Raw genomic sequence first — 26,650 nt, 5'->3', positions numbered from 1 at the left:
TTCTTGATTGAGAATCCAACGCGTTCGGATTTTTTATTTGTATGGTGAACATAGCTTTCATATGTTCATTCAGTTCTTTCTAGCAGTTCAGCTCATATATCCTATTTGTGCGTCTTTAGATTGAATTAATGAGGTATGTGTCAATTTCATTTTTGCTTTGTGTACCTATATTTTTAAAAAAAGATTTTTTTCCACTGTATAAGCATAACCAAAAAAAATTAGGGAACTAAGAAAAAAGTTAGAGATTTACAAATAAAAAGGAGAGTTTTGTATGAATACATTTAGATGGATAGCGGCAAGGAAACAGCTCTCTCCTCGTGCTTTTAAAGATGAGCTAAATAGCCAAATATGGTTTAGTCCTTTAATTTATGCTCTTTTTTCTGTCCTTTTAGCTGCATTGACGCTGTTTCTGGACTATTATTGCAAAGTAGGAGAGAAGGTTCCTTCATTTTTTTCAATCAACATGGATTTAACCAATACGTTAGTAAGTACGATTATGCCGGGAATTCTATCGATTACGACGTTTACCTTCAACTTAATGCTTGTTGTGTTTACATCATTTGCAGCTCAGTTTTCTCCTCGCGTGTTAAAAAACTTTGCTTCTTCTAAGTCTACTCAGCGAATTCTGGGTATTTTCATAGGGAGTTTTTTGTATACACTTTTTGTGTTTTTATTTTTAAACAGCTCTCAAGTAAACGGATATTTTGCGATTCCGTTTGTGACGACAGCCCTGTCTGTTTTTAGTGCGGGCACGTTTGTCTACTTTATTAATCATTCTGTTAGGTGGCTGCAAGTAAATCATATGACTCAATCGATGAAAACAGCGTCCATAAAAGCGATTAAGACAACGATTCGAGAGGAACTGGAGATTCACCGAACAAAGTCTAGTCATAGCGAACAATTTTCTTTTCCAGAAGGAGAGAAAAAGCCGGTATGTATTCAAACATCCGGCTATATTCAAACGCTGAACTACAGCCGATTGATTCACTGCGCCAAAGAGCATAATTTAGTTATAAAAATGGAGCGTGAAGTAGGGGATTATGTGCTCAGCGGAACCGTATTGTTTTATTATTGGCATAGAGATTCGACAGAGCACGATGAAATGGATTGTACCGTCTTTCACCAATATATCCATGTAGGAAAATCTCAGACTGATATTCAAGATACTACGTATATCATTACGAAGTTTGTGGAGATGGCAGTTAAATCACTGGGGAATGATGATTTTAAAACGGCGGTTAACTCCATTCATCAAATTAGCGATATTCTTCGGGAAATTTGTGAAGTTAGTCAATTTTCTTCTTATTTAGTGGATGACAGCGGCGTGATACGAATGGTGATTCCTGATAAAAAATTTGAGGACTTTTTATATGATGGATTCGCTAATATCCGGCACTATGCGAGACGGAATATTATCATCACGATGGAGCTGCTCAAAACGCTTGGAAATCTCGCTGAGGCCATTGGACCGGCTTATTACGACGATATTTGGGAGTTTGCTGTATACATTTCTAAAGGTTTTGAAGAAGAGTATTTATTTGTTCAAGATAAAAAGTACTTTTTGCATATTCTTTGTGATTTAGCGGTTTCTACAAAAAAAGAAGAGCAATATGAACAAATCGCCAAACAGATGAAGGAATAAAAAAAACGAAGTCAGACGCTGACTTCGGCTTTTTATTTATTTATTTATTTGAACGTTTTAAGATGCTTTTAGCATGTGAAAATGTATCAAAGCTTGCTTTTCCGTGATACGCACCCATTCCGCTGTCACCAACGCCGCCAAATGGAAGGTAGTGAGACGTCATATGGTTAATCGTATCATTGATAGAGCCGCCGCCGAATGACACGCTGTTTAAGATGTGATCTTGGACTGCTTCATCTTCAGAGAAAAGATAAAGTGCTAATGGTTTTGGACGTTTTACGATTGCTTCAATTACTTCTGAGATTCCATCGTATACGATGACTGGAAGAATTGGTCCAAAGATTTCATCTTGCATCACATTGTCTTCCCATGAGATGTTGTCAAGAATAGTTGGTTCAATAAACAGACGAGAACGATCCGTTTTGCCTCCAAAAACAATATCTCCGTTTGTTAAGAAGCTGTTGAGACGATCAAAATGCTTTTCGCTCACTACGTGAGGGAAGTCTAGGTTTTGTGAAACATCTTCGCCGTACGTGTTTGTTACGACTTCTTTTAGGTTAGCTAGCAGCTCGTCTTTTACATTTCGTTGAACAAGAATGTAGTCTGGTGCTACGCAAGTTTGACCAGCATTTGCAAATTTACCGCGCGCAATGCGTTTTGCTGCTTCTTCAATATTTGCATCTTCGTGTACAATTGTAGGACTTTTTCCGCCTAGTTCTAGCGTAACAGGTGTTAAATGTTTAGCAGCAGCTTCTGCCACAATTTTTCCGACCATTGTACTTCCTGTAAAGAAGATGTAATCAAAGTTTTCTTTTAGTAAAGCCGTGCTTGTTTCCACTTCACCTTCGACTACCGTCAAGTATTCTTCAGGGAAGTTCTCATTAAACATCTTAGCAAGAAGGCTTGACGTATGAGGTGTTAATTCAGAAGGCTTTAACACCACGCAGTTACCTGCAGCAATGGCGCCTACTACTGGTGATACAGCAAGTTGGAACGGATAGTTCCAAGGTGCAATCACTAGAGCTAAACCGTATGGATCTTGATAAATGTAGCTTTTTGCTCCTGCATGAGTAGATGGTGTTTCTACTTCTTTTGGCGCTGCCCATTCTGCAAGATTTTCAACTGCAAAGTCGATTTCGCTTAGCACAAGACCAACTTCTGCACGTTTTGCTTCAAATTCTGGTTTGTTAAGGTCAGCTTTTACTGCTTTTAAAATGTCGTCTTCATGACGTACAACAAGTTCTCTTAATTTCTTTAGCGTTTCGATACGGAACGCAACGTCTTTTGTTTTACCGCTATTAAAGAATGAAAGCTGTTTTTTTGTAAGTTCTTGATAGTTATTCATCAGAAAATCTCCTTTTACTTCACAATTTTAGCCCTTTATTTACTAAATAGAACTAGCTGCTGCTTATTTCCAAGTTGTAACCGTATTGACCGGTAAACGGTAAGAAGCATGGCCTTCGCTTGCCGCTTTCCCGATTGAGATAAGCATAATTGGAAGATAACGTTCTTTATCTAAACCGAATTCTTCTGCGATTAAGTGTTTTTCGTATCCGCCGATTGGATTTGTATCATATCCGTGAGCGCGAGCAACAAGCATAAGCTGCATAGATACAAGACCTGAATCAATTAGCACGATGTCTTTCATATCTGCTTTTGGCATGTTTTCGTAAATCGGCTTAAAGAAATTTAGCTGCTGTTCTTTAATGTCCTGAGGCATATAGCCAAGCTCTACTGCTTTTCCGAAAATTTCGTCTGCATATTCGACGTTGTTCATGTCACCAAACACGGCAATAACAGCTGAAGATGTATGAACTTGTTCACTGTTAAATTTCGCAAGTTTAGCTAATTTTTCTTTGCCTTCCGGCGTTTCAATTACAACAAAGCGCCACGGCTGCATATTAACAGAAGAAGGAGCACGCATAGCCTCTGTAAGAATTTCTTCCATTTCCTCACGGCTGATTTTTACTGAAGGATCATAATTTTTAATTGAACGGCGTTTTAAAGCAATTTCGTTAAAGTCTTTTGTAGTCATAGTCATTATTCCTTTCTTTTTAGGCGTTAAACTTATTTATTGTCATTCCCATATTTTTGATTGCAGACAATTGTTTGACGTATCAATAATTGATACATCAACAATATAATACATTGATTTAAGAATTGCAAGGGAAAAAGTTTAAACTTTTGAAGCGGGGTTAATAGGAAGTGTGAAACCATATCCTGGGGGGAATAGAGATGAAGAGAGTAAGTGATAAAAATAAATAATAAGAATGATAAAACAAAAAGTTTGACTACTTTATTTCTCTTGGTTACGATAAGTAACGAAAAGAGGCAAAAGTGAATTTGTTACTTTTTAAATGAATGACAGTTTAAGAAAGAAGAGATAGAGAAATGTTTATTCTCTTTTTAAAACCTAAACTGTATTCATAGTTAGTACAGTATAGCAAGACATATCAGGCAGAAAAATTAGGAGGACTTCAAGATGTATACAGATTTAAAAGATAAAGTAGTAGTTGTAACAGGCGGATCAAAAGGATTGGGTCGCGCAATGGCCGTTCGTTTTGGTCAAGAGCAGTCAAAAGTGGTTGTAAACTACCGCAGCAATGAAGATGAAGCGCTAGAAGTAAAAAAAGAAATTGAACAAGCTGGCGGTCAAGCAATTATTGTTCGAGGCGACGTAACAAAAGAAGAAGACGTTGTGAACCTTGTAGAGACAGCTGTTAAAGAGTTTGGCACATTAGACGTTATGGTTAATAATGCTGGTGTTGAAAACCCGGTTCCTTCACATGAATTATCATTAGAAAACTGGAATCAAGTAATCGATACAAACTTAACAGGCGCGTTTTTAGGAAGCCGCGAAGCGATTAAATATTTTGTTGAAAATGACATTAAAGGAAACGTTATTAACATGTCCAGCGTTCACGAAATGATTCCTTGGCCACTATTTGTTCACTATGCAGCAAGTAAAGGCGGTATGAAGCTAATGACGGAAACGTTGGCTCTTGAATATGCGCCAAAAGGTATTCGCGTAAATAACATTGGACCAGGCGCGATCGATACGCCAATCAACGCTGAAAAATTCGCAGATCCGGAACAGCGTGCAGACGTAGAAAGCATGATTCCAATGGGCTACATCGGCAATCCGGAAGAAGTAGCAGCAGTTGCAGCATTCTTAGCATCGTCACAAGCAAGCTACGTAACAGGTATTACACTATTTGCTGATGGCGGTATGACAAAATATCCTTCTTTCCAAGCGGGAAGAGGTTAATAGGTAGAACTGAATGAAAAAGACCTCGGAATATTCCGGGGTCTTTTTCGTATTGTCATAAATGTACGGCGTATTTACCAAATATTGAAACTTTTATTGAAGTGTTGCGTATATAAGCTAACGACGAATAAAGGACGTGTTGATATGCTACCGGAAACGATTCAACAAAAAGTAGATCAGTATAGAGGTTTTTATATCAGCTTAAAAAATGAACTCAAATGGAAAGTGGCAGATCCGAAGCAGTTTATGGCTATCGCTTCTATGTATGCAGTGAAAGGCAAATCGCTTCAGCTTCAGCCTTATATTGAGTTAAGTGACTATATTAAAAATCAAGTAGGAATGTTTTCTACATTAAAATCATCGCAGCGATTTACGATCGCAGCCATGCTAGACACTCGCTATAAGAATCCAAAAGAAACGTTTCATGAGTTTCTGGATGTATACGACCAATTGATACAAGGCGGGTTTACGAGAGGCGCATTTACGTATATTGCGGCTTCGGCTATGCTGTCGAATGAGTCAAGTCGAAGTCATAAAGAAATGGTTCGAAGGTCAGTAGAAATTTATCAGGGCATGAAAAAAAAGCATCTCTTCCTCACATCAAGCGGTGATGTACCTCTTGCGGTTTTATTAGCTGAAACAAGTGAGTTCACTGATGATCTCATGCATGAAATTGAACACTTTTATATGACATTGGCGCAGCATGGATTTAAAAAAGGAAATGACCTTCAATTTTTAAGTCATATTCTCGCAATCGATAAAAACCTACATGCGGATACCCTTATTGAAATATGCGTATCTGTAAAAGAAGCCTGCGAATCGTCAGGTTTCAAAGTGAAAGCGATGCATTACCCGGTCATTGGCTTATTAGCACTATTTGAAAAACCAGAAACTGAAATTGAAATCATCCATGAAGTAGTGAAACAGCTAAACGCAGACAAACTTTTCAAATGGCAGAAAGACATCAATGTTATGCTGGCGGTTAATTTAGTTATCAGTGAAAAGCTGAAGGATTCTAGACTGGTCGAAACGGGCATCTATACAACGATTGAAACTATTATTCAAGCTCAGCAAGCGGCTATGCTAGCGGTTATTGCGAGCACTTCAGCGGTTGCTACTACGACTACTATTTGATAAATGAAACGGCTATAAAAAGAGGCTGGGGCAAAAGTATGTTAGTTGAAGGGTGACCTGAACGATGAATCGGTCGAATTTTTTATTGGCAGAGGGAAGGTAGGTTTACTCAATTTAGTTACTTCTAGCCGTTGATTGGAGGGCAAGGCGAAGACTCCTGCGGGAAAAGCGGAACAGATGAGACCCCGCAGGAGCGCAAGCGACGAGGAGGCTCATCGGCCGCCCGCGGAAAGCGTAGTCTTGCACGGAAATCAACGGCGGTGTCATAAGCGAGCGATTCAAGTGATCTCATTTGTCCGTCTTTAGATTGGAATGATTTTGTTATGTCTCAATCTCTTCTACTTAAAAGTATAAACCTCGCCATCATCTGGAACAAAGACGTGAGATGTCATGTCTTTTTCGTTGATAAAGCTTTTTAACTCTTCTCTTGATAGCGTCCAGTGATTTACAGCTTCCATATGGACAGAAATAATCGTAGCACGAGGGGCCGCTTTAAAAACTTCGTAAATATCTTCTTTCCCCATTACAAGAGAACCGCCTTCTAAAAATTGATTATCACCACCGTTTACGACAATGACATCCGGTTGATGGGTGTTGATTTCTTCTTCAACAGCGGAATACCATACCGTGTCTCCAGCTACATAGAGGGTTTTTTCACTCTTATGTTTAAAAACAACGCCGCACACTAAACCAGTACGCTTTAAAATTTCTCCTCTTCCGTGCTCGCCTTTTGTTTTGATTAATTCAACGCCTTCAAAAACCGTGTTTTGCGTAAGTACTTCTACATTTTTAAAACCAGCTTCTTTTACTACTGAGGCATCTTCTTCATTTTGAACGAACATTTTGATATCGTTTGGCAATGCCTGTTTAGCGGCATCGTCAAAATGGTCTAAATGGAGGTGAGTGACAATAACCGCATCTACATCAGCAATAATTTCTTCAACGGATATCGGTAAGTTGACTAAAGGGTTGTTTTGATCTTGTCTGATCGAATTTGGGAAAGGAGGGTACGTACCTTTTTTCGCTAACATAGGATCAATTAAAAACGTTTTTCCCTCGTATTCAACAAGTAAAGTAGCATTTCGAATATGTGTAATCTTCATCTCTATCTCTCCTTTTTTTGATCTACATACAGTTTATAAGATGAGCGTTTTTCAAATACATAAACAAAATCAAGTCTTTTAGCCCTTTTACTTGATAAATGAAAGAATATTAGTCAAAAGCAAAAAGAACCGAAACAATGATGTTCAGGTTCTTTTTAGCATTTCTTTTTTCTCTTCATACAAACGTACTTGGTTGCGTCCGTTTTGTTTGGCAGCGTACAGAGCAATATCTGCTTTATTTAAAAGGTCATCCAACGTGTCGTTTTCTTGTTTTGCTGCTTGGGCTACTCCAAGGCTTAGCGTAACAGAAATGGTTTCTTCATTGATACGTAAGGGCTGAGTCTCAACGTGCCTGCGAAGCTGATTGGCAAGGACCTCAGCTTCTGATGATGTATAGCCCTTTAGCGTGAGTACAAACTCTTCACCGCCGTACCGAGCAAAAAGCGCTCCTTTCGGTAATACGGACTGGCAGGCTTTTACGACATGTACAAGCACCTGATCGCCGGTATAATGACCATACGTATCGTTCACTTTTTTAAAATAATCAATATCAAGTAAAAGAAGCGTAAAAGAAGAAGCGGACTTTTTTGCTTCATCGAACGCTTGCTTGCTGTGCTGAAAAAATGCCCTGCGGTTATAAATTTGCGTCAGCTCATCGTAATAAGCTTGATTTTCAAGCTTTAGCTGAAGTCTTTTTAGTTCCGTGATATCCGTAAAAATAAGCAGCAAGCCGTGACTGTTGTTAGCATACTGCAAAGGAGAGGTGCGAACTTGATGCGTATACTGAGATTGGTCCCCAGAAAAAAGCTGCAGCTCTTGACTGCTGTTTTTATTTTCGAATGTAAAAGGAAATGAACTGCCCGATAGCGTGAACCAAATATCAGCAAACCGTTTTCCAAACATCGCTTTCTTCAGCTGCGGAAACATGTTCTTCGACGCTAAGTTAAATTCAATTAATCTGTAAGCTTCATCAAGCACGATAACACCGTCATTGATACTGTTAAATATCGCATCTTTCGCAACGGGCATGACTGTAAACATACCCGATGAGTTAATGGACCATAAATATAAAAAAGAAGAAACCCATAAAACCATCGGAACTGGATCAATTCCCTGCGGCGTAAAGCCCATTAAATAGACAAAAGCTGTGACGATAGGGACTAATTGCCCGACCATTAATGCAATTAACTGCAGGCGGTAAGCTTTGGCTGTTTCTTTCCAGCGGTAAACGGCGAGAAAAAAAGCAACGAACATAGACGAAAAGATGAACATGCCGTGAATCGTGTACCATGGTCCAATTTCTTGATGAATGTAAGGAGCACCTAAAACTGGGTCAATTTCAAACACGCGGTAATGAAGGTGATGCCAGTTATTTGTTGCGACCATAATCAAACTAATAAATGGAATGATAAAAAGGGCAAAAATATGTTTTTTCCTTACCTTTATGCCGACATACTGCATAACAAACAGCAGCCCTGCAGGAGGCGAAAAAGGCATGCCCACGTATTGAACGACGGTCCAAAATTTCATTTCCTCAAGATTAACAGATAGTAAGCTAAAGGCCGCACCCATACAATAAATAGCGGTGAAACCTGTATGAAGAATAAATAAATGCGCAATATTGCTGTAGTGGTGACGTTTAATAAACACGTAAAAGCACAAGTATAAATTAAGAACACCGGACGTACAGATAAGCGTTATATAAGCTGTTAAATCTAAATTCACAATCGTGTCCCTCATTAAGAAATCATTTTTAGTTAAATGTAGCACAATTGAAATGAAATGTGGATATTTTATGTAGGAAATTAGTAGTGTTGGAGATAGTAGAGGGACTATAAGGATAGGTCTGGACGATGAAAAAATGGTGCCTAAACAACAAGTAGCTGAAACGAACGGAGAAGATTTATCTTCAGCTACAAAAGTCAAAGTTTCTCGGTAAAAAACACATGCCTGAAAACACGGGATGTTCCTTCATCTGCGTGTCTTCAGGCATATTTGTATTTAAGTTTACTGTTTTACAAAGGTGTCACCTGCATTTTTTTCTGTCTGAAAAAGACCCAATCTGTAAAACCTATTTCTTTAAGGCGCTTTTTTACTAGTTCAAAGTCGTCTCCAATGCGCTCCGGGTCATGGGCATCGGAACCAAATGTAATGCGTACCCCGTAGTGCAGGGCTCTTTCCAAAATAGCGTCTGCAGGATACCAGCCTCCGCAGTCTTTGGTTTTGCCTGATGTATTCACTTCTATAGCAATGTCATGTGCTGAAATCACTTTTAGCGTTTGATCGATTACAGCTGTCTGAATAGAAGAAAAAGAAGGATAGAATCCTTTCATGGCATCAATATGGCCAAGAATCTGAAACATTTTGCTCCGGGCAGATTCTTCGATCAATTGATAATACGTTTCTTTCGTGCGCTGCTTTTCTTGCTGAGAAAGACCTTCCCAGCGCGTTTTATGAAAGATGCTGACTTCATCAACTTGATGGACAGAGCCGATTATGTAGTCAAACGGATATTTTTTATAGTAGCTACGATATATCTCCGCATGCTGGGGAAAGAAATCAGACTCTACGCCTAACAGCACTTCAATTTTTTCTTTATATTCTTCTTTTAGTTTCAAAATCTCAGCTACATATCCGGAGAATGCGCTTTTTCCCATCGCAATGTGAGGATACGGCTGGTCTTCTTCGCTCGCAAAATAAGGAGAATGATCCGAAATCCCAATGATATCAAGGCCTTTATCAATAGATGCCTCTATATAATCTCGAATCGTTCCGCGAGCATGTCCGCATCGGTCGTGATGGGTATGAAAATCAAATTTTAAGTCAGCCTTCATTTTTCATCACCTCTGTCATCTTTTTATGTGGTTTATAGAGTATTCTACAGAGAAACAAAGTATCACCCTTAGAAATGGATGAAGCGAATATTTCTTGGGCTTACGGATGTTTCATCTACTAAAAAGAGTGTACAGAAACAAGTTATTTTATTTAATTTACTGCAAAAATTGACATGGAATCCATACCAAAAGTTACATTTGATTCGGCAAGCTAAAACACATATACTACTCATACACGATCTGAAATAACGTTCAGGTAATCGCTGCATCATTTGATGTAGAGGAAAGTCCATGCTCGCACGGTGCTGAGATGCCCGTAGTGTTCGTGCCTAGTGAAAAAATAAGCTAGGGCAGCTTGGCTTATAGCTTAGCTGACGGCGGGAAAAACCACCTAAGTCCTCGGATATGGTCGAGTATCCCTGAAAGTGCCACAGTGACGAAGCTTTGCTGGAAACAGCAAAGGTGGAACGCGGTAAACCCCACGAGCGAGAAACCCAAACAATGGTAGGGGAACTGTCTCTAAGGAATTCAACGGAGAGACGGACGGTTACATGTGTAATCGTAGATAGATGATTACCGCCTGAGTACGAGAGTAAAATCGTTTGCAGTACAAAGGTACAAAACATGGCTTATCGAACGTTGTTGAAACAGAGACTGACTATAAAATACGTAACCAAAACAAACCAATGAGGTTTGTTTTTTTATTTGTTATTTTTCAAATCATAGCCGACCCATTGATAGAGTGCTTGAATTTCCCTAACTATAGTATGAGAATTCAAGGTATATGGAAATACATATTGTCTAAATTGCGGTATAGTTTACTTGTACTTACTAAATACGGGGAAAGGGAGAATATTCATGATTAAAAAAATGGAGCATACAGCAATTATTGTTGGAAATATGGATGAAACGATTCACTACTACTGTGATATGTTTGGCTTCAAAGTTCGCCTTCAAGGCTCTAACGAAAAGAGAGAGATGGCTTTTTTGTATCTTGAAGAACAGCCGGGTATTGAAATTGAGCTCATTCGAGATATTGATCCAATTGGAGAGTATAACAAAAGCGGGATTGTTAACCACCTTGCCTTTACGGTAGAAGATATAAATAAGGCAATTCAACATTATAAGAGCAAAGGAATTGAATTTTTATCATCTGAGCCTCAGCCAACGCTTGAAGGCGGCCGTATGATTTTATTTCACGGACCTAATGATGAGTTGCTGCAGTTAGTAGAACGGGTTAAACTTTAAAAAGTTTACTTTAAGAGGTACATACAAGAAAAAATGTGTGTTAGATTCTCAAAAAAGACCTTTCTTTTATGGTGATAGAAAGGTCTTTTTTGATGTGTATTTACTACGATATCTTAGTTAGCTTTTTAATAACTTTCCTTACGTTTCATACCAAATCCTTCTTTCTTCTAGAAAATGATGATTACAAAATTTTATAGATGCCGTATACAGCAATCGTCAAGATGAACAAAAAACATCCTCGAGTATGTTTCCAATTTTTATCGTAACACTCGCTATTTATAATGTATAATTCATTATAATCATATTTTTCATACATCTATGTAATGAGTAGAGCCGCTTGATAAGGAGATGGTGTAAAATGGAATGGCAGCAGTTTAAATATTTTCAAACGCTAGCACGTACGCAGCATATGACGCGGGCAGCAGAAGAGCTGTTAATTACGCAGCCTGCGCTCAGTCGTTCAATCGCTCGTTTTGAAGAGGAAGTAGGAGCGCCTCTATTTGACCGGCAAGGACGTTCCATTCAATTAAATCGATATGGTAAAGCTTTTTTAAAGCGTGTAGATAACATAATGAAAGAATTTGATAAAGGACAGGAGGAAATTCAAGCGCTGCTAGATCCTGAAAAAGGGCAGGTGTCACTTGGATTTTTACATACGCTCAGCACAGATTTGATTCCAGATTTAATCGCGTCGTTTCGCCGCTTATATCCTAAGGTGAATTTTCAGCTGAGGCAAAGTCCTTCTCACGTTCTTCTTGAGCAGCTGCAGCTCGGTGAACTGGATCTTTGTTTGATTGCGCCGATGGAAGAGAAATCGTTTATTAAATGGCGTCATCTTTGGAGTGAAGAACTGTTTGTGATTGTGCAAAAAAATCATCGGTACGCTCGCCGTGAAAGTATTGCACTAGAAGAAATTGCTGAGGAATCCTTTATTCACTTAAAAGAAGGTTTTTCTCTTCGCCTTACGTTTGAGCAGTTATTTGAAGAGACAGGGGTAAAGCCTCACATCATGTTTGAAGGAGAGGAAGCTGATACCGTAGCGGGACTTGTAGGAGCCGGCTTAGGAATTTCTATCCTTCCAGATTTACACGGAATCGATCAAAGTAAAATAGTGAAAATCCCATTAGCTAAAGCCAACTGCCACCGAGTAATTGGACTAGCATGGATTGAAGGAAGGTATCTATCGCCGGCTGTTAAACAGTTTAGAAACTTTGTTTTACATAAATTCCATGAGCAGAAATAAAGGTGTTTCGTAGCCTAGATTTGTTTACAAACTTAGTCCTTTTTTCGTTGGAATAATCGTTTTATAATCGATCTCTTTTTACCTACTACGCTGCTTTCTTTTGAAGCTTCTACTAATTCTGAAATGGCCTGCTGTTCACGCAAGCTTTTACGCAAAGATTGAATGAGCTGCTTATCTTTTTCCTGAAGAATTTGTTTTGTATCAGGCTCTTGTTGGGGTGAAGGCTGTACCGGCTGTACCGGCTGTTCGGGAGGTGTCGGCTGCTGGTCGTCGGCCTCGGGCTGGTCAGCTGCTTCTGCTGTGTCCTCTTCGGCTTCTTCTAGAGACACGGCAGCTTGATCCTCGCTTGTAGTCAAAGAGAATTCTTTTTGCAGCGCTTCATTGATTTCTTCTGCTTGACAGCCCTCATCATAAAGCTGCTTAATTTTCAGTAAAACGGTCGCAGCCGCAGCTTCATATTGTTTTGGTCGATGATCCTCTTTTTGTATAAAGAAATATTGGAATTTATCTATATATCTTCTGATGGTTGAAGTAGGAATACTCGTTTCTTCAGATAATTCTTTTACACTAAGCCATTTTGTCATTTTCTCACCACTTTTTAAATGATTACTTATTCGTCAGCATCCATTTGAAATTGTACTGGTATCTACTGTTTATCTTATCACGTAACGCTTCTACGTACTTTGCTGTGTTGGTTTCTGTAACGTTTTTATAATCACAGTGTCATAAATGAGGTATAAGCTGGCACTCCCACAAAGATTTGTTAGTTGAAGAATAGGGAATAATCAGCAAACACTTGTCTGAAGTAGATTAAACAATGATGAGTGGACCGCTTATCTATTATCTTATAATGTTGCTGAAGAAAAATCGAGTGATTACTTCACTGTTTATTTAATATGGTAATGTTGTACTAAAGAAGAAACGAAAGGAGGAGCGACTTGAGTTTTACAGAACGAGCAGTAGCACTTATTAAACAAATACCATCGGGGAAAGTAATGACATACGGACAAATCGCCCGCTTGGCTGGTAGTCCCCGAGGTGCAAGGCAAGTTGTACGAGTCTTGCATTCGATGAGTAAGAAACATAATCTTCCCTGGCACAGAGTCATTAATTCTAAAGGAGAAATTGGGTTTAAAAACGAAGAAATGTACGTTGTTCAAAAACTTTCCCTCGAAGCGGAAGGAATACTCGTTTCTTCGGATGGAAAGCTTGATCTTAAAGTCTATCTCTATGAACCTGACGTGTATAAATAACAAAAGAAATTGAGATATAACGAAATCAATTCCATCTAAAGATGAACAAACGAGATAAAGGAGCTGAACCGCTTGTGACACCGCCATTAATTTCCGTGCAAGACTTCGTTCCGCGGGCGGCCGCTGAGCCTCCTCGTCGCTTGTGCTCCCGCGGGGTCTCACCATTTCCGCTTTTCCCGCAGGACTCTTCGTCTTGCCCACCAATCAATAGCTAGAAGCACCTGATTAGACCTGCGTCCACCATCATAATAAAAAAATCCGAATGAGTTTGATTCTCCATCAAGAATCAAACTCGTTCGGAACTTCCTTCAACTAACATATTTTCTTATTTATGTTTTTCAAAAGCAAGCTTTAATCCAAACCCAATTAACACGACGCCCGTTGCTTTATCCATAAAGCGCTGAACGCTAGGTGTTGTGAGCCATTTTCGTAAATAGTTAATAAAAAAGACGAATACGAAAAACCACGTGATAGCCAGAATCGTATAGGTTATTCCCATCAGAAGTAATTGAAGCGTTACGTTTTGATCACTTTGAACAAATTGAGGTAAAAAAGTTAAGAAAAACACGGCCACTTTTGGATTTAGAACGTTTGAGACAAGACCTTGACGAAAAGCAGATGTTTCTTTTGTTTTTTCTTCTTTTGCAGAAGAACCTGTATCGTTTTTTTTAGAAAGGAAAGCAGAAATTCCTAAGTACATTAAATAGACGGCTCCTGCGTATTTTACGATTTCAAATGCAAGAGCTGACTGAAGAAGAAGAGCTGATAAACCAAACGTAGCGGCGAGTGTGTGAACTAAAGAACCGCTTGCTAATCCTAACGCCATTTTATAGCCACCCGTTTGTCCATCTACCATCGTTCGTTTGGTGATAAGAGCAGTATCGATACCAGGACTCATAATAACAAATAATGTGAGAACCAAAAAGGTCAAGATGTCATTCATTTTTTTCTTCCTCCTTACTGTGATAGTATTAAATTATAATTTATTTATTAAATATAATTTAACATAAGTAACGCCGTTTATTAAGTTTAATTTAATAAAATTAAATATAATTAAACATCTTTTACGGAGGAATCATCATGGAAAACATAGATATTGGAAAAAAAGTAGAGAAATTTCGAAAAGAAAAGGGGCTAAGCAGTCGAGAATTAGCAAAATTAGCGGACATCACGCCATCTATGTTAAGTCAAATTGAACGGGGATTAGCTAACCCGTCCATTTCAACGCTTAAACTTTTAGCAAAAAGCTTCGATGCGCCTACCTTCAGTTTTTTGCTCGAAGAAATAAACACATCTCATTTAGTCGTAAGGTCGAATGAGCGTAAAACAATGAAGGTAAAAGAGCTAACGTATTCGCTGTTATCACCCGATTTCACAGGGAATCTAGCTACGGCAATTATGGAAGTACCATCGATGATGGCTTCATCAGAAGCTCCTTTAGCACATAAAGGAGAGGAAGTGGCATACGTCTTAGAAGGGAAAATTAAAGTGTATTTGGAAGAGGAAGTATATGTGCTAGAAAAAGGAGATAGTGTCAAAATCCCTTCGCATCTGAATCATAAATGGGAGAATACGTTTGAAGAGAAAGCCGTTATTTTATTTTCCGTTACGCCGCCTGTTTTTTAAAGTACTTACGGTTTTTATACTGCTCATCTTCAGTGTGAGACACTTTTATTATATAAATGTGATAAAACTATCATGTTTGTGAGAGTAAACAATTGATAAAATAGCATTGTTGGTAATCTCTACCTAAGAGAATACATACTAAATACTTTTTTTGAAAGGTGTTGAAGGGTAATGAAGACATGGAAAAAGATGTTTCGCGCTTCAAAGCTCCAAAAAATGCTGCCTGTATTCGCTCTTTCGTGCGCCGCGGTTGTAGGCTTTTCAAGCAGCGAGGTACATGCCGAAACGGTAAAATGTCAAAGACAAGAAACTAAAAGTGATCGAGAGTTTGCTAAGCTTGAAGACAAATATGATGCGAATCTTGGCATTTATGCATTAGATACCGGTACAAATAAAACGGTAACGTATCACCCGGACGAGCGTTTTGCCTATACGTCTACTCATAAGGCTCTTGCTGTCGGCGCACTTTTACAGCAGAAGTCAATCGAAGATCTCAACGAGCGTATCTTTTATACGCGGGATGACCTTGTAAACTATAATCCAATTACAGAAAAGCACGTGGATACAGGCATGACTCTTCGAGAACTCGTGGATGCATCACTTCGCTACAGCGACAATACGGCAGGGAACTTAATTCTGCAGCAGCTGGGCGGACCGGACGGATTTAAAGAAGCTTTAGAAAACATAGGAGACGATGTGACGCTGCCTGAGCGCTTTGAACCGGATTTAAATGAAGTGAATCCAGGAGAAACCCACGATACAAGTACACCAAGAGCACTCGCTGCAAGTCTTCAAAAATATGTACTTGGACAGGCACTTCCTGAAGACAAACGTGCACTTTTAACAGATTGGATGAAGCGAAACACAACAGGGGATGCGTTAATACGAGCGGGCGTGCCGAAAAGCTGGGAAGTAGCCGATAAGACAGGCGCAGGCTCATACGCAACGCGAAATGATATTGCCATTCTTTGGCCGCCAAACGGAGAGCCAATTGTTCTTGCGATCCTTTCCAATCGTACGGAAAAAGATGTGGAGTATAATGATAAACTAATTGCAGAAGCGGCTAAACAAGCGGTCAAGGCTCTTAAAGTTACTCGTAAATAAAAATAAATTTGGATAATAGTAGTTTAAATGTAAAAAAAAGATTGAAAAGATCGATAGAACATTCTATTATTAATTAGGAAAAGTATAGGAAGGAAGTATCTCTTATGAAAAAGATTTTTCCAATTGTTCTATCTTTCGGTTTATTAACGAGCGTATCTTTTAGCACAGTTTCAAGCGTAGATGCGGCAGCTAAATCTTACAAAAACTGCACGGAATTAAACAAAGACTACAAAGGCGGCGTAGCTCGTGCGGCTAATGTGAAAAATAAAGGCGGCAAAACAAAGTACAAACCGTATGTGTCAAAATCACTGTATGATGCCAATACAAAGCTAGATCGAGATAAAGACTACATTGCCTGTGAAAAATAAATACTAGCTCATCACTCATCCAAGCGCTTATAATAAGCGCTTGGATTTTTTATTATCATCAACTTCTGTATATTGCGAGCTGAGGTCAAAAATTAGTCAAATCGCACAAAATAATATCAGAAAATTCACATAAATAATAATGAACTTCCGTTGGAATTTGTATAAACTATGTATATGTTAGTTTAACTTACATCTAATGTAAGGAACGAGAGTGGAAATATCATAAAAAAGGAGTTGAGTGTATAGTGTCTACAAATGCAACAAATTCCGTTATCGAAGAGGTGCATTCTCATCAAGATGCAGGTCTTGATCCGTCACTAAAGCCAAAAGCGGAAAGTGATCGAAAGCTAACTCCGATGTCTTATATGTTTATGTGGATTGGAGACGGCGTTAATTTAGGAAATATGACGCTTGGAGCTAGCTTGGTAATTGCAGGTACTGCGGTATTAAATCTTTTTCAAACGTTTGTGGCAGCGATTATTGCCATTGGTATTATTTCTACTTTTTTTGTATTAAACGATCGAATTGGCTATAAGACCGGCATACCGTATGTGATGCAGCTTCGAATGTCTTTTGGAATAAAAGGATCCGTTATCTCGTCTCTTTTACGAGGTATTCCAGCGATCATTTGGTATGGTTTCCAAAGCTGGACAGGCGGTACAGCTTTAAACGAAATCGGGAAAATTGTGAGTAAAGGGTCTTTTGACAATCTTGTTCTTTGTTTTATTATCATTCAGCTGCTGCAAATTGTGCTTTCCCTGTACAGCTTCCACGCGGTTAAATGGGTAGAGATGCTTGCTTCAATCATCATATTGCTTGGCCTTGTTTACGTATTCGGCGTTCTTTTAACTTCTCATAGTGAAGTAGTAGGGGAGAAGTGGGTACATACAAAAGGTTCATGGGGACTTCCGTTCTTTTCTTTCATTATGATGTTCATGGGGAATTATGCAGCGATTTTTCTAAGCGCAGCCGATTACTCTAGAGAACTGAAGCCAGGAATTAGCGACACAAAGCGTGGGTTCTTATACTTTACACCAATTCTAGTAGCCTATGGATTCGTTCTTACAATCGGGGCAATGCTTGCTTCTGCTACGGGTATTTCCAATCCAGTTAAAGCGTTCGCGGTTGTAGTGGATAATTCGTATATCACTGTCGCTGTATCGGCTTTTATTGTGATTGGCGTGATTGCCGTAAACATGGTGGCGAATATTATTCCGCCTACGTATGTGATTACGCTGCTGACAAAAGCAAACTATAAAGTAGCGGTTACGATTACCGGACTGCTTGCTTTCTGTTCATTCCCTTGGGTGCTTGTTCAAGATTCGTCAGCTGCAGGTCTTGGGCTGTTCATTTTAATTTACTCTGCTTTTTTAGGGCCGATTGTTTCTATTTTACTAGTCGATTACTATATTTTACGAAAACAAAGAGTAAACGTAGAAGAATTGTATCAAGAAAAAGGGCCGTTCTCCGGCTGCAATCCATGCGCCATGCTTGCGATGCTCATCGGTGCAGGTGCTGCGTTTATCGAAGTCGATTTGAGTTGGATTATAGGAGTGGTAGTTGCAGGAGTTGCGTATATTCTTTTGACGAAATTTACTTTTAAACATTCAAAATTTAAAAAAGGAACCATCTTTGAATACTAACATTCCATCGATAAAAGCCTTTGCTTGCCGCAAAGGCTTTTTGTTTGTTTTCTATCGCGTCAGATTAAATCTCTTTGTCTAGTTTCCTAAAAAGTGGGTAAAGTAAAGAAGAGTAAAAAGTTACTTCTATTATGAGTTGCTTTTAACAGGAGCGCATCTAATGTATCGCATCAATCATAGCTTAAAGGAGAGGGCAGAGTATGTATGAATTTAGAGTGTATACTCTTCGAGATGGAAGCGAAAAGGTAATCAAAACGCTGAAACATGAATCGTTTGCTGATGAAATTCAACGAGCGGGAATTAAACAAACAGAAATTGCGCAAACACAGCTAGTAGATAGACCGAGATAAGAAATTTGCATTTATTCTTACACTAAAAAAGATGGGTTCCTGTGTCTTTACGCAGGAGCCCATCTTTTCTAATTTTTTATAGTTCTTCACCGTTTGTTTCAATCACATGTTTATACCAGTTAAATGAATCTTTTTTATAGCGTTTCATTGATCCGTTTCCTTCGTTGTCACGGTCGACATAAATCATGCCGTATCGCTTTTTCATTTCGCCTGTTGTAAAGGAAACAATATCAATAATTCCCCACGGCGTGTAGCCCATTAAATCAACGCCATCGTACGTCACGGCTTTTTCTAACGCTTCGATGTGCGATTTTAAATATTCAATTCGCGATGCGTCATGAATAGAACCGTCTTCTTCAACCGTATCAATGGCGCCAAATCCGTTTTCTACGATGAATAATGGAATTTGATAGCGGTCGTAGAAGCGATTTAACGTATAGCGCAAGCCCGTTGGATCGATCGACCAGCCCCAATCGCTTGATTTGATATAAGGGTTTGCTACGCCGTTTGGCAATCCGCCGTTTACGATATCGCCCGTGTTATCAGCTTCAACGTCGCTTTTAACCGTTGTTGACATGTAATAGCTGAAGCCTAAATAGTCCACTTTTCCATTTCGTAAAATTTCTTCATCGCCTTCTTCAAACGGAATATGATAGCCTTCTCGTTCGAATTCTTTTAACGCATAGCTTGGGTAATAGCCGCGAACTTGAACGTCAGGGAAGAAGTAGCGCTGTCTCATTGTTTCTTCTGCTAACATCACATCTTCAGGATTTGAAGAATAAGGATAAATTGGCACGTGTGACACCATCGCTCCAATTTGGAAATTTGGATTGATTTCTTTTCCTTTTGATACGGCAAGAGCACTTGCTAAAAGTTCGTGATGTCCCGCTTGATACATCACTTCTTTTGCGTTTTCACCCGGTTTTACAGAAACGCCGGAGTTCGTCCATAGAAAAAGAGGGTTGTTTACGTCCATTTTGTTGTTGATTTCATTAAACGTCATCCAGTACGTCACTTTGTCTTTATAGCGGTTGAAACAAACTTCAGCGAACTTCACAAAGCAGTCCACCGTTTTTCGACTTCTAAATCCGCCGTATTCTCGAGCTAAATGCAGGGGCATTTCAAAGTGAGACAGCGTAATAACCGGTTCAATTCCATGCTTTAACAGTTCATCAAATACATCGTCGTAGAATTTTAGTCCTTCTTCGTTTGGCTCAGCTTCATCGCCTTCAGGAAAAATACGGCTCCAGCCGATAGATGTTCGCAAGCATTTTAAGCCCATTTCTGCAAACAGCGCGATATCTTCTTTGTAGCGGTGATAAAAATCAATTGCTTCGTGATTTGGATAAAATTTATCATCTTCCACTGTTTCAGTGATTTGTCGCGCTACACCGTGCGCACCTGCAGTCATAACGTCTACTACGCTCGGTCCTTTTCCGCCTTGGTTCCATCCACCTTCAAATTGATGAGCTGCTAATGCGCCGCCCCATAAAAAATTTTTTGGCATTTTTGTCATTGTTAGTTCCTCCTTATTTCACTACGGTAAATAATGTTTGATTCAGCCCGCTATTTTCAATATCTTCAACAATCACTTCTCGATAAGCGCTTGAATTGGTGATAATAACCGGCGTGATTGTAACCTCTTTGTTGATTATACGCTTCAGTATAATTGTATCGATACAATTTATCAATACCCTAATAAAATAATAATTAATGAATAATTAAAATTTATGGTATGGAGTTAGATTATGGTATAATCGTGTTATTCTTGAGACAAATTCAGTAAAGAGGTATAGCTATGATCAAATACCAACAAATTGCAATTGAAATTGAAACCTATATTGAAGAACACAAGCTTCAGCAAGGAGAAAAGCTGCCTGTATTAGAAACGCTTATGGCGCAGTTTAAGGCAAGCAAGAGTACGGTAACAAAAGCTCTAGATCTGCTGGAGAAAAAAGGCGTGGTTTTTCAAGTGAGAGGAAGCGGCATTTTTGTCCGCCGTCATAAACGAACAGGCTATATCGGCTTGCTTTCTAACCAAGGATTTACAAGCGAACTAGAAGATTTTCATTTAACATCGGAAGTGATTGAGCTAGATGTACGAAAGCCGACGCAAGAAGCCGCGTTAAATTTAAACATAGCCGAAGATAGCGACGCGTATTATGTCAAAAGAGTACGGTATATTAACGGCCAGACGCTGTGTCTAGAAGAATCATTTTATAATAAATCCATCGTTACATACTTAAACAACGAAATTGTGTCAGAGTCTATTTTTCATTACATTAAAGAAGGGCTCGGCTTAAAAATCGGGTTTTCTGATCTATATCTTCACGTCGGCAAGCTGAACGAAGAAGAAGCCACGTACTTAGAGTTAAAAGAAGGGGATCCTAAATTGTTTATTGAAACGCTTTTTCACTTAGCCAACGGCCAGCCGTTTGACTTTTCAAAAGTAACGTACAACTACGAACAATCTCAGTTCTTTTTACAAGCAACTAGTCATGTTTTATAAAAAAAGTGTCTGTCTCTCAATTAGTAAGGAACGAGAGGCAGGCACTTTATTTCATTTTTTCGATAAAAATATGAAATAAGATAATGATTGTAATAAATAGGAAATTACTATACGATAAAATGGTTACAGGGTTTATAAAGATAAGGAAATGAGGTGCGAAGTTGAAAAAGATGCTGAGTTATCTTATTCCAATGCTTTTTATGTTTGGCCTGCTTTCTATGAATTTATTTCAGCCGACTAAAGGCGATTTTATCGCTGTAGGTGTGATATCAATTCTTGCAGGTGTTGTAATTGATTTTATAATGAACGTAGGCTGTGCAGTATTAAAAACAGTCAACAGTAAGATGGAGTAAACTGATTAGAGGCGGTGGAGGTTTTGAGTGAAAGTATCAGTATTCAGCCATATACTAGCAAGTATCAACAGCAAGTAGTGGATTTAATTCTTCATATTCAGCAGCAAGAATACCAAATTCCGATAACGGAAAAAGATCAGCCTGATTTGTTTGAAATCGAAAGCTTTTATCAACAGGGAAACGGAAACTTCTGGATTGCTGTTTGCAACGAAAGAGTAGTAGGAAACGTAGCTTTAATAGACATTGGCAGCCGTCAAGTAGCGCTGCGGAAAATGTTTGTAGCAAAGTCTTATAGAGGAGCAAACTTCAAAACAGCTCATCGGTTATTGCATACAGCCATCGCGTGGGCAAAACAGAGAGAAGTGGAAAGAATATATTTAGGAACCACGTTACAATATAGAGCTGCTCATCGATTTTATGAGAAAAATGGGTTTCAACATATAGAGAAAGAAAAGCTGCCTGAGAATTTCCCGGTGATGAACGTAGATAAAAAGTTTTATACATATAAGGTATAAAGTGAGCCGCTAGATTCATAAATCTAGCGGCTTTTACTTTGGCAATGTCTCTTGATAATGAACTCTTTTTTTAAGTAGCAAATTGTCTAACTGAGCAATTAAAATCCCCGCAACCACAATAACAGAACCAATCAGTTCTTTAAGCGTAAACAGTTCATGCAAAAAAAGAACGGCAAACAGCGCAGCAAAAATAGGCTCTGTTGCAAAAATAAGTCCTGTGTGAGTAGGAGTTGTGTAGCGCTGGGCAATGGCTTGACAAATGAATCCAATCGCACTGCAAAGAACGCCAAGACCTAAAATGGCAATCCATGATGATAAAGTAGTAGGAATGCTTGGGTGTTCAAATAAAAAGCTGCAAAGCAGTGCAAACAATCCAGCAAACCCTAGCTGTAAAATGCCGAGAGCAATTGGGTTTTCATTTTTGGTAAACGTGCCAGTTAACGTAATATGAATGGCATAACACAGTGCAGTCCCAATGCAAAGCACATCACCCGTATTCATATGAAAGGAGTGCTTTAAAGTTAAAACACCTATACCGGTTAGGGTAGTGATAATACCAAGCCCAATCGGCCAAGAAGGAAGCTTCTTCACTAACAAGCAGTGGAGCAACGGAACAAAAATGACCGTTAAACTGACAAGAAATCCGGCGTTTGAAGCAGACGTCATGCTGACGCCAAACGTGACAAATGCAAAAACGGAAAACAGTAAAAAGCCTAAAATAGCGGATGATAAAATCGTTTTGCACGTCATTTGCCGTAAAGGCTTATGAAAAAACAGCCCGGCAATGAAAAAAGCAATCAAACATCTAAGCGCAATAATGGTAAATGATCCGAGTGAACTCAGCCCCATTTTCATAAACACGTACGACATACCCCAAAATACGTTTACCCCAATCATCATCATATTTGCTCGTGTGCGGTAACTCACGTTCAAACCTCCATTTTTTATCATGTACCCACAGTATACAAAGGAATTTGATATTAATAAAATGAATCTTTATAATGATAAACGTGAATTAAATTCATGTTAGGACGGGGTAAAATGAGTTTAGTAAAATATGAAATTTTAAACAAAGTAGCGGAGTTGCAAAGCTTTACAAAAGCGGCAGATGCGATGGCACTCACGCAATCAGCGGTCAGTCATGCTATTACAAATCTTGAATCGGAATTTGGATTCTCGCTTGTAAATCGAAACAGATCAGGTATTACCTTAACAACAGAAGGCGAAACGATGCTGCTTGCTATTCGGAAAGTGCTGCAAGAAAATGAAAAAGTTCATCAAGAAGCAGCCAGTCTCTTAGGTCTTGCAAAAGGAACGATTAAAATCGGTATTTTTAAAAGTGTGTCAACCAAATGGCTTCCTGAAATTATTCGGCTGATGGAGAAAAACTATCCTGACATTCAAATTCAGCTCAAGGAAGGTGACTACCTTGAAATTGAACAGTGGCTGCTGAGCGGAGAAATAGACTGCGGCTTTATCAACATTACGCATTCAAGTCAATTTCATATTATTTCTTTAAAAAAAGACCGGCTGCTGTGCGTCGTATCAAATCAAAGTGCTCTATACCATCAGAAAACCGTTTCTTTTGAAGATCTAGAGAAAGAACCGTTTATTATGCCGACATACGGCGGTTATCATGATATTAAGCAACTGTTTGAGGAACGTGGCATTCAGCCTGACATTCGTTTTGAATTAATGGATGAAAGTGCTATTTTATCGATGGTTACGCATCACTTAGGAATTAGCATTTTACCTGAAATGCTTTTGGATTCGATCCCGCAAGAGCTGCGTGCGATTCCGTTTCAAGTAGACAGCTACCGTTCAATTGGTCTAGCTACTCGTTATCATCTTTCACCTGCAGCCAAAAAATTTGCTGAAACAACGCAATCATGGCTGCAGGATTCGGATAAGTAGGAGATTATTTATAGAGCAAAATCGGTTAATTCATAAGACTCTTAGGAACTAAGCGCATCTTTGTGCTATAATAAAGCTATACAATTACCTATTAGTCATCATTGATGACTAATTTTTTTTGGAGGATAATATGGAAGATTTATTACAATTAAAGAACAAGAACATTGTGATTATGGGAGTTGCCAACGACAGAAGTATTGCTTGGGGTGTTGCAAAAGCCCTTCATCAAGTAGGAGCAAACTTAATTTTTACATACCGTAAAGAGCGTTCACTAGGGAAATTGAACAAGCTGCTAGAAAAAAATGAAATTCAAGCATCACTAATTGCTGAATGTGACGTGAACAGCGATGAAAGCATTGAAGCAGCGTTCAAAAAAATCGGAGAAGAAGCAGGCACAGTTCACGGAGTGATTCACTCTGTTGCGTTTGCTCACTCAGAGGATTTAAACGGTGAGTTCATCAATACATCAAGAAGCGGATATGCATTTGCTCAAGATACAAGCGCTTATTCATTGATCGCCGTAGCGAAAGCAGCAAAACCTCTTATGACAGAAGGCGGTTCTCTTGTAGCGATGAGCTATCTTGGTGCAGAGCGCGCAGTTGAAGGCTATAACGTAATGGGCGTAGCGAAAGCAGCGCTTGAGTCTTCAGTAAAATACTTAGCATTAGACTTAGGGAAAGACAATATCCGCGTAAATGCAATATCAGCAGGTCCAATTCGTACACTTGCAGCGAAAGGCATTTCTGACTTTAACCAAATTCTTCACCACGTTGAAGAAAAAGCACCTCTTAAGCGTAACGTAACGCAAGCAGAAGTTGGCGACATGACGGTTGTATTACTGAGCCACCTTTCACGCGGCGTAACGGGAGAAATCGTACACGTGGACGCTGGTTACAATATTGTAGGTTAATTCCTAAACACCTTCTCGAATGAGAAGGTGTTTTTTTCATGGGAAGACAAATGCATCCCAAAAAACACAGACCTTTTAAAGAAGTATTATTAGCAATAAGGTGAATCATAAGAAATATTCATTCTATACTTCTAGATAAATACGTGCTTCCACTTGTAAAACAAAAGCTCATGCCTATAAGTAAAGAGAAAAAATACGTAATTTAATTCACAATTAATCAAACGCCTATATTTTAAAATAGATAAGCTCTAAATCCTAAAAAGAACATATGATGTGGCAAAGGAAAAGGAGTTGACGAAATATGCATCAAGGACAGCAACATTATATTCCATGGGAACAATGGCATCATCAGCATCCTCAAGGCACGTGGAATCAGTGGCATCAGCAACATCCTCATGTACCTTGGGAGCAGTGGCATCATCAGTATCCGCACGGTACGTGGAATCAATGGCATCAACAACATCCATACACACCATGGAATCAGTGGCATCATCAGTATCCGCACGGTACGTGGAATCAGTGGCATCAGCAAAATCCATATGTGCCATGGAATCAGTGGCACCAGCAGCATCCACACAGTTCATGGAATCAATGGCATAATATTTATCATCAAAGCTAATCAGCTTTTTAACACAAAAGGGTCCAGTTCCCAAGGAGAACTGGACCCTTTTGTGTGCAGATGGTGAATGGTGCAGTAAGCTTATTTTTTAGTAATTTATATGAGTCCAGGTGATGTATGAAAACGGGAAAGTCTGTTTGCTCTATAGGGGGGGGGTACACATGATAAAGCAAGTTAAAGAAAGCATTCATGATTCCTAAGCTGTATAAAGTGGATTGTTTCGTATGAAAGGATCAATGTAAACAAGCAAAATTAAATATAATTTTCTCGCTTGACAATATACCTATAGGGGTATAATATAGAGCGTGTAAACAACATTAATTCAATAGCAAGGCGGTGATGGTTATGCTCTATATAGCAGTGTTGTTGCTTGCTATTTTATTTATTGCATACAGACGTTATTATCCCGTTAAAAGAATACAGTGCATACGTGAATCTGAAGCAAAAGAACTTGGGCGAACGGTTGTAGATATTCGTCACTATCATGAAGTTCACGATTCGATTAGTATAGTTATTCCGTATGCATATCTCAAACGCTTTTATTCAGAAATTCCACAGGGCAGCGTTCATCTGATTGCCGGAGATAGAGTGGAGTTAAATTTAGGCGTACGGTTCTTACGAAAAAAAGGTTTTGAAGTACGCAGCTATGAGTTAGCAGTGTGTAAAAGTAAAGGAAAGAAAGAGGTATTCGATTATGGAGTATAACCAACAGGTGAAAAATCGCCTGCGCCGAATTGAAGGGCAGCTAAAAGGCGTACTCAGCATGATGGAGCAAGGAAAAGACTGCCGAGACGTCGTGACTCAATTATCTGCTGCAAGAAGTGCCATTGATCGCACAATGGGAGTCATTGTGAGCAGCAATCTTGAACAGTGCGTCAGAGAAAGCCTTCAGCAAGGAGAGCCAACGGAAGGGTTAGTGAAAGAAGCTGTACAGCTGTTAGTGAAAAGTCGTTAATCATTGTCACCTTATTTAAAGTTGACGAATATCATTATTTAATATAATATACCCTTACA

General features: G+C 39.0%; 31 protein-coding genes and 1 other RNA gene. 21 read left to right on the top strand and 11 right to left on the bottom strand.

Annotated elements, in window-relative coordinates; genetic code table 11:
- The first annotated feature begins 271 nt into the window (after positions 1 to 271).
- On the top strand, positions 272 to 1,642 hold the full coding sequence (locus POF52_RS14935) for a DUF2254 domain-containing protein (RefSeq protein WP_271993293.1): 1,371 nt from the start codon (positions 272 to 274) through the stop codon (positions 1,640 to 1,642).
- A 40-nt stretch (positions 1,643 to 1,682) separates the two neighbouring features.
- Here POF52_RS14935 and POF52_RS14930 read toward each other — a convergent pair whose 3' ends face one another.
- A complete protein-coding gene (locus tag POF52_RS14930; protein ID WP_176584333.1) occupies positions 1,683 to 2,987 on the bottom strand; it encodes an aldehyde dehydrogenase in 1,305 nt (434 codons plus the stop codon).
- A gap of 63 nt (positions 2,988 to 3,050) precedes the next feature.
- The gene (locus tag POF52_RS14925; protein WP_034655063.1) at positions 3,051 to 3,677 is read right to left on the bottom strand and encodes a nitroreductase family protein; all 627 of its coding nucleotides are present in this window, start codon (positions 3,675 to 3,677) and stop codon (positions 3,051 to 3,053) included.
- A gap of 447 nt (positions 3,678 to 4,124) precedes the next feature.
- Here POF52_RS14925 and gdh point away from each other — a divergent pair, with 447 nt between their 5' ends.
- The 3 genes from gdh to POF52_RS14910 all read left to right on the top strand — a co-directional run bounded on the left by gdh (position 4,125) and on the right by POF52_RS14910 (position 6,313).
- Positions 4,125 to 4,910 (top strand): glucose 1-dehydrogenase, encoded by a 786-nt coding sequence (gene gdh / locus POF52_RS14920; RefSeq protein WP_176584332.1) that lies wholly within the window; start codon positions 4,125 to 4,127, stop codon positions 4,908 to 4,910.
- Between the two features lie 144 nt (positions 4,911 to 5,054).
- A complete protein-coding gene (locus tag POF52_RS14915; protein WP_271993292.1) occupies positions 5,055 to 6,044 on the top strand; it encodes a DUF4003 family protein in 990 nt (329 codons plus the stop codon).
- Positions 6,045 to 6,175: 131 nt separating this feature from the next.
- Positions 6,176 to 6,313, top strand: a complete 138-nt coding sequence (locus tag POF52_RS14910; RefSeq protein WP_162871491.1) for a hypothetical protein — start codon at positions 6,176 to 6,178, stop codon at positions 6,311 to 6,313.
- A gap of 69 nt (positions 6,314 to 6,382) precedes the next feature.
- On the opposite strand, the gene POF52_RS14905 is transcribed toward POF52_RS14910, so the two are convergent.
- The 3 genes from POF52_RS14905 to POF52_RS14895 form a co-directional block, all read right to left on the bottom strand.
- Positions 6,383 to 7,147: an MBL fold metallo-hydrolase gene (locus tag POF52_RS14905; RefSeq protein ID WP_271993291.1), complete on the bottom strand. Its 765-nt coding sequence runs from the start codon at positions 7,145 to 7,147 to the stop codon at positions 6,383 to 6,385.
- A gap of 144 nt (positions 7,148 to 7,291) precedes the next feature.
- Positions 7,292 to 8,872 carry a histidine kinase N-terminal 7TM domain-containing diguanylate cyclase gene (locus tag POF52_RS14900; protein WP_271993290.1) on the bottom strand — a complete coding sequence of 527 codons (1,581 nt, stop codon included), beginning with the start codon at positions 8,870 to 8,872 and terminating at the stop codon, positions 7,292 to 7,294.
- Positions 8,873 to 9,162: 290 nt separating this feature from the next.
- Positions 9,163 to 9,981 (bottom strand): histidinol-phosphatase, encoded by an 819-nt coding sequence (locus POF52_RS14895; protein WP_176584328.1) that lies wholly within the window; start codon positions 9,979 to 9,981, stop codon positions 9,163 to 9,165.
- Positions 9,982 to 10,229: 248 nt separating this feature from the next.
- Here POF52_RS14895 and rnpB point away from each other — a divergent pair.
- From rnpB to POF52_RS14880, 3 genes are all read left to right on the top strand, one after another.
- Positions 10,230 to 10,618, top strand: an RNA gene (rnpB, locus tag POF52_RS14890) — RNase P RNA component class B.
- 221 nt (positions 10,619 to 10,839) lie between these two features.
- A complete protein-coding gene (locus POF52_RS14885) occupies positions 10,840 to 11,229 on the top strand; it encodes a VOC family protein (RefSeq protein WP_176584327.1) in 390 nt (129 codons plus the stop codon).
- A gap of 358 nt (positions 11,230 to 11,587) precedes the next feature.
- Positions 11,588 to 12,472, top strand: coding sequence for a LysR family transcriptional regulator (locus POF52_RS14880; protein ID WP_176584326.1), 885 nt, complete (start codon positions 11,588 to 11,590; stop codon positions 12,470 to 12,472).
- Between the two features lie 32 nt (positions 12,473 to 12,504).
- Here POF52_RS14880 and POF52_RS14875 read toward each other — a convergent pair whose 3' ends face one another.
- Positions 12,505 to 13,056, bottom strand: a complete 552-nt coding sequence (locus POF52_RS14875) for a MerR family transcriptional regulator (protein ID WP_271993289.1) — start codon at positions 13,054 to 13,056, stop codon at positions 12,505 to 12,507.
- Positions 13,057 to 13,410: 354 nt separating this feature from the next.
- Between POF52_RS14875 and POF52_RS14870 the strand changes: the two genes are divergently transcribed.
- Positions 13,411 to 13,725 (top strand): MGMT family protein, encoded by a 315-nt coding sequence (locus tag POF52_RS14870; protein ID WP_176584324.1) that lies wholly within the window; start codon positions 13,411 to 13,413, stop codon positions 13,723 to 13,725.
- A gap of 25 nt (positions 13,726 to 13,750) precedes the next feature.
- On the opposite strand, the gene POF52_RS14865 is transcribed toward POF52_RS14870, so the two are convergent.
- The gene (locus tag POF52_RS14865; protein ID WP_176584022.1) at positions 13,751 to 13,933 is read right to left on the bottom strand and encodes a hypothetical protein; all 183 of its coding nucleotides are present in this window, start codon (positions 13,931 to 13,933) and stop codon (positions 13,751 to 13,753) included.
- Positions 13,934 to 14,050: 117 nt separating this feature from the next.
- Positions 14,051 to 14,668, bottom strand: coding sequence for a LysE family translocator (locus tag POF52_RS14860; protein ID WP_176584323.1), 618 nt, complete (start codon positions 14,666 to 14,668; stop codon positions 14,051 to 14,053).
- Positions 14,669 to 14,805: 137 nt separating this feature from the next.
- Between POF52_RS14860 and POF52_RS14855 the strand changes: the two genes are divergently transcribed.
- The 5 genes from POF52_RS14855 to POF52_RS14835 all read left to right on the top strand — a co-directional run bounded on the left by POF52_RS14855 (position 14,806) and on the right by POF52_RS14835 (position 18,816).
- The gene (locus POF52_RS14855) at positions 14,806 to 15,351 is read left to right on the top strand and encodes a cupin domain-containing protein (protein ID WP_271993288.1); all 546 of its coding nucleotides are present in this window, start codon (positions 14,806 to 14,808) and stop codon (positions 15,349 to 15,351) included.
- A gap of 171 nt (positions 15,352 to 15,522) precedes the next feature.
- Entirely contained in the window at positions 15,523 to 16,455 is a 933-nt protein-coding gene (gene bla / locus POF52_RS14850; RefSeq protein WP_271993287.1) for a class A beta-lactamase, read from the top strand.
- A 104-nt stretch (positions 16,456 to 16,559) separates the two neighbouring features.
- On the top strand, positions 16,560 to 16,823 hold the full coding sequence (locus tag POF52_RS14845; protein WP_176584320.1) for an excalibur calcium-binding domain-containing protein: 264 nt from the start codon (positions 16,560 to 16,562) through the stop codon (positions 16,821 to 16,823).
- Between the two features lie 245 nt (positions 16,824 to 17,068).
- Positions 17,069 to 18,466: an NCS1 family transporter gene (locus POF52_RS14840; protein ID WP_271993286.1), complete on the top strand. Its 1,398-nt coding sequence runs from the start codon at positions 17,069 to 17,071 to the stop codon at positions 18,464 to 18,466.
- A gap of 200 nt (positions 18,467 to 18,666) precedes the next feature.
- Entirely contained in the window at positions 18,667 to 18,816 is a 150-nt protein-coding gene (locus POF52_RS14835) for a hypothetical protein (protein WP_176547889.1), read from the top strand.
- 76 nt (positions 18,817 to 18,892) lie between these two features.
- Here the strand turns inward: POF52_RS14835 and bglA are convergent, their stop codons facing one another.
- Together bglA and POF52_RS14825 are read right to left on the bottom strand one after the other, a co-directional pair.
- Positions 18,893 to 20,332 (bottom strand): 6-phospho-beta-glucosidase BglA, encoded by a 1,440-nt coding sequence (gene bglA, locus POF52_RS14830; protein ID WP_271993285.1) that lies wholly within the window; start codon positions 20,330 to 20,332, stop codon positions 18,893 to 18,895.
- A 13-nt stretch (positions 20,333 to 20,345) separates the two neighbouring features.
- The gene (locus POF52_RS14825; RefSeq protein ID WP_271993284.1) at positions 20,346 to 20,507 is read right to left on the bottom strand and encodes a hypothetical protein; all 162 of its coding nucleotides are present in this window, start codon (positions 20,505 to 20,507) and stop codon (positions 20,346 to 20,348) included.
- 107 nt (positions 20,508 to 20,614) lie between these two features.
- Here POF52_RS14825 and POF52_RS14820 point away from each other — a divergent pair, with 107 nt between their 5' ends.
- The 3 genes from POF52_RS14820 (at position 20,615) to POF52_RS14810 (ending at position 22,193) form a co-directional block, all read left to right on the top strand.
- Complete coding sequence (locus POF52_RS14820; protein ID WP_271993283.1) at positions 20,615 to 21,325, top strand: GntR family transcriptional regulator; 711 nt, start codon at positions 20,615 to 20,617, stop codon at positions 21,323 to 21,325.
- 170 nt (positions 21,326 to 21,495) lie between these two features.
- Positions 21,496 to 21,678 (top strand): hypothetical protein, encoded by a 183-nt coding sequence (locus POF52_RS14815; protein ID WP_271993431.1) that lies wholly within the window; start codon positions 21,496 to 21,498, stop codon positions 21,676 to 21,678.
- Between the two features lie 23 nt (positions 21,679 to 21,701).
- On the top strand, positions 21,702 to 22,193 hold the full coding sequence (locus POF52_RS14810) for a GNAT family N-acetyltransferase (RefSeq protein ID WP_271993282.1): 492 nt from the start codon (positions 21,702 to 21,704) through the stop codon (positions 22,191 to 22,193).
- Between the two features lie 33 nt (positions 22,194 to 22,226).
- Here the strand turns inward: POF52_RS14810 and POF52_RS14805 are convergent, their stop codons facing one another.
- Positions 22,227 to 23,120: a DMT family transporter gene (locus POF52_RS14805; protein ID WP_176584315.1), complete on the bottom strand. Its 894-nt coding sequence runs from the start codon at positions 23,118 to 23,120 to the stop codon at positions 22,227 to 22,229.
- 114 nt (positions 23,121 to 23,234) lie between these two features.
- On the opposite strand from POF52_RS14805, the gene POF52_RS14800 reads away from it, so the two are divergent.
- The 5 genes from POF52_RS14800 (at position 23,235) to POF52_RS14780 (ending at position 26,591) form a co-directional block, all read left to right on the top strand.
- A complete protein-coding gene (locus POF52_RS14800) occupies positions 23,235 to 24,107 on the top strand; it encodes a LysR family transcriptional regulator (RefSeq protein ID WP_176584314.1) in 873 nt (290 codons plus the stop codon).
- A 130-nt stretch (positions 24,108 to 24,237) separates the two neighbouring features.
- Positions 24,238 to 25,017 (top strand): enoyl-ACP reductase FabI, encoded by a 780-nt coding sequence (gene fabI / locus POF52_RS14795; RefSeq protein ID WP_074679795.1) that lies wholly within the window; start codon positions 24,238 to 24,240, stop codon positions 25,015 to 25,017.
- A 301-nt stretch (positions 25,018 to 25,318) separates the two neighbouring features.
- On the top strand, positions 25,319 to 25,636 hold the full coding sequence (locus POF52_RS14790; RefSeq protein ID WP_029323073.1) for a hypothetical protein: 318 nt from the start codon (positions 25,319 to 25,321) through the stop codon (positions 25,634 to 25,636).
- Between the two features lie 345 nt (positions 25,637 to 25,981).
- The gene (locus tag POF52_RS14785; RefSeq protein ID WP_047932201.1) at positions 25,982 to 26,341 is read left to right on the top strand and encodes a hypothetical protein; all 360 of its coding nucleotides are present in this window, start codon (positions 25,982 to 25,984) and stop codon (positions 26,339 to 26,341) included.
- A complete protein-coding gene (locus tag POF52_RS14780) occupies positions 26,331 to 26,591 on the top strand; it encodes a metal-sensitive transcriptional regulator (RefSeq protein WP_047932200.1) in 261 nt (86 codons plus the stop codon). Before POF52_RS14785 ends, POF52_RS14780 begins: the two co-directional genes overlap by 11 nt.
- Positions 26,592 to 26,650: the final 59 nt, after the last annotated feature.

The sequence above is a fragment of the Priestia sp. AB genome, assembly GCF_028369225.1.
In the GTDB taxonomy this organism is placed as follows: domain Bacteria; phylum Bacillota; class Bacilli; order Bacillales; family Bacillaceae_H; genus Priestia; species Priestia megaterium.
Note: the sequence above shows the minus strand (reverse complement) of the source record. Positions and strands in the feature narration are given on the sequence as shown.

What these genes read in the sequence shown, in the direction of transcription:
- POF52_RS14935 (WP_271993293.1), top strand. Translation starts at nt 272, where the DNA reads ATGAATACATTTAGATGGATAGCGGCAAGGAAACAGCTCTCTCCTCGT.
- POF52_RS14930 (WP_176584333.1), bottom strand. Translation starts at nt 2,987, where the DNA reads ATGAATAACTATCAAGAACTTACAAAAAAACAGCTTTCATTCTTTAAT.
- POF52_RS14925 (WP_034655063.1), bottom strand. Translation starts at nt 3,677, where the DNA reads ATGACTACAAAAGACTTTAACGAAATTGCTTTAAAACGCCGTTCAATT.
- gdh (WP_176584332.1), top strand. Translation starts at nt 4,125, where the DNA reads ATGTATACAGATTTAAAAGATAAAGTAGTAGTTGTAACAGGCGGATCA.
- POF52_RS14915 (WP_271993292.1), top strand. Translation starts at nt 5,055, where the DNA reads ATGCTACCGGAAACGATTCAACAAAAAGTAGATCAGTATAGAGGTTTT.
- POF52_RS14905 (WP_271993291.1), bottom strand. Translation starts at nt 7,147, where the DNA reads ATGAAGATTACACATATTCGAAATGCTACTTTACTTGTTGAATACGAG.
- POF52_RS14895 (WP_176584328.1), bottom strand. Translation starts at nt 9,981, where the DNA reads ATGAAGGCTGACTTAAAATTTGATTTTCATACCCATCACGACCGATGC.
- POF52_RS14885 (WP_176584327.1), top strand. Translation starts at nt 10,840, where the DNA reads ATGATTAAAAAAATGGAGCATACAGCAATTATTGTTGGAAATATGGAT.
- POF52_RS14880 (WP_176584326.1), top strand. Translation starts at nt 11,588, where the DNA reads ATGGAATGGCAGCAGTTTAAATATTTTCAAACGCTAGCACGTACGCAG.
- POF52_RS14875 (WP_271993289.1), bottom strand. Translation starts at nt 13,056, where the DNA reads ATGACAAAATGGCTTAGTGTAAAAGAATTATCTGAAGAAACGAGTATT.
- POF52_RS14860 (WP_176584323.1), bottom strand. Translation starts at nt 14,668, where the DNA reads ATGAATGACATCTTGACCTTTTTGGTTCTCACATTATTTGTTATTATG.
- POF52_RS14855 (WP_271993288.1), top strand. Translation starts at nt 14,806, where the DNA reads ATGGAAAACATAGATATTGGAAAAAAAGTAGAGAAATTTCGAAAAGAA.
- bla (WP_271993287.1), top strand. Translation starts at nt 15,523, where the DNA reads ATGAAGACATGGAAAAAGATGTTTCGCGCTTCAAAGCTCCAAAAAATG.
- POF52_RS14845 (WP_176584320.1), top strand. Translation starts at nt 16,560, where the DNA reads ATGAAAAAGATTTTTCCAATTGTTCTATCTTTCGGTTTATTAACGAGC.
- POF52_RS14835 (WP_176547889.1), top strand. Translation starts at nt 18,667, where the DNA reads ATGTATGAATTTAGAGTGTATACTCTTCGAGATGGAAGCGAAAAGGTA.
- bglA (WP_271993285.1), bottom strand. Translation starts at nt 20,332, where the DNA reads ATGACAAAAATGCCAAAAAATTTTTTATGGGGCGGCGCATTAGCAGCT.
- POF52_RS14820 (WP_271993283.1), top strand. Translation starts at nt 20,615, where the DNA reads ATGATCAAATACCAACAAATTGCAATTGAAATTGAAACCTATATTGAA.
- POF52_RS14815 (WP_271993431.1), top strand. Translation starts at nt 21,496, where the DNA reads ATGCTGAGTTATCTTATTCCAATGCTTTTTATGTTTGGCCTGCTTTCT.
- POF52_RS14800 (WP_176584314.1), top strand. Translation starts at nt 23,235, where the DNA reads ATGAGTTTAGTAAAATATGAAATTTTAAACAAAGTAGCGGAGTTGCAA.
- fabI (WP_074679795.1), top strand. Translation starts at nt 24,238, where the DNA reads ATGGAAGATTTATTACAATTAAAGAACAAGAACATTGTGATTATGGGA.
- POF52_RS14790 (WP_029323073.1), top strand. Translation starts at nt 25,319, where the DNA reads ATGCATCAAGGACAGCAACATTATATTCCATGGGAACAATGGCATCAT.
- POF52_RS14785 (WP_047932201.1), top strand. Translation starts at nt 25,982, where the DNA reads ATGCTCTATATAGCAGTGTTGTTGCTTGCTATTTTATTTATTGCATAC.
- POF52_RS14780 (WP_047932200.1), top strand. Translation starts at nt 26,331, where the DNA reads ATGGAGTATAACCAACAGGTGAAAAATCGCCTGCGCCGAATTGAAGGG.